Genomic DNA, 577 nt, shown 5'->3' with positions numbered 1-577 from the left:
TCAGCCGAGAAACTATAAAAAACGAAAAACAGTTATGGATGATTACTTAAATATTATTTTCAAAATGATGCAAGATGGTCACCCGGATGACATTATTTACTTTTATCTCCGATACAGCGGGTGTGATAAGAATCAAAAGACCGTCTGGAGTTATATTCAGACCATCAGTAAAAATAATTTTCTAGGTCGTAAATCTATGCATAGTAACCGATTATTTCGGCAAGTTTATCCAGAAGATGTGCGAATGATTAGACGAAATCGGCTCTTAAACTATCTACTAACCGTGAATCCTAAAACAAAAAAAGAGCATCAGATCGAAGAATACTTACCAGCTATCAAAGAAAAATACCCCATTGTTTCTGAGACAGAGACCATCTTCCGAGAGTTCCATACGATTATCATGGGGGATTCTCCAGACGACCTGGATATTTTTATTCACGCCTATCAAGATTCTCCGATTGATTCTTTTTGTCAGAGCATAAAAAGGGATATCGCCCCGATAAAAAACGCGATATCCCATAGTATAAGCTCTGGATTCGTCGAAGGTAATAACAACAAATTTAAGCTTATAAAACGA

The 577-nt window shown here is 36.4% G+C and carries 1 protein-coding gene; it reads left to right on the top strand.

What is annotated here, in order from left to right; all coding sequences use genetic code 11:
* On the top strand, nt 1–577 hold a 577-nt coding region (locus tag KQI58_RS22510), incomplete at both ends, for a transposase (RefSeq protein ID WP_216411153.1).

The sequence above is a fragment of the Enterococcus raffinosus genome, assembly GCF_018917525.1.
Taxonomy (GTDB): Bacteria; Bacillota; Bacilli; order Lactobacillales; family Enterococcaceae; genus Enterococcus_A; species Enterococcus_A raffinosus_A.
The sequence above is the reverse complement of the archived record's forward strand: the minus strand, read 5'-3'. Positions and strand labels throughout refer to the sequence as shown.